At 28.2% G+C, this 525-nt stretch carries 1 protein-coding gene and 1 pseudogene; both read right to left on the reverse strand.

Annotated elements, in window-relative coordinates; all coding sequences use genetic code 11:
- Window positions 1-86 (reverse strand): annotated as a pseudogene (locus GMD1S_RS08925) (ribosome maturation factor rimM); the annotation flags it as partial.
- A gap of 73 nt (window positions 87-159) precedes the next feature.
- On the reverse strand, window positions 160-525 hold a 366-nt coding region (locus GMD1S_RS12410; protein ID WP_000496551.1), incomplete at its 5' end, for a hypothetical protein.

Genomic DNA, 525 nt, shown 5'->3' on the forward strand with positions numbered 1-525 from the left:
TCAGCAAAATCCGTCACAGACAAGACTCGCATCTCACCTTGTAGACCCTGCGTATTGACGATTTTCCCAACATTAAAGTAGTTCATCTTGTCTCCTGTATCTATTTCTATCCTTTATTTTATCACGTTCCAGGGATTTTCACAAGTTGGAGAAAATCAGCTATAATCCCAAAATTGCTAGTAGTTTCCTCTTTAATGTTAATTTATATTTAAAAGAAGAAATATTTATATTCCCGTTATACATATTACTATAAAATGTATACTCCCCAATTTGACCTTGACTTGTCTTCCATTTCATTCTTAAACTAGGTATAGTCTCAGGTAAATTTGTATAAATCAATAAGCATGTATAATTTTTTAAATTTTTGACTGTATGTATTTTATCTTGAACGACTAAACGATTACTTTTTGAATCATAGATTAAAGAATAAAATTCTACAATTTCAATATCAACTTCTTTTGGATAAAAAATCAAATGGTTATAATGTTTATCATTTTTATTATGTTTAAACTCATAAACATGATG

The organism is Streptococcus sp. GMD1S, assembly GCF_000296875.1.
In the GTDB taxonomy this organism is placed as follows: domain Bacteria; phylum Bacillota; class Bacilli; order Lactobacillales; family Streptococcaceae; genus Streptococcus.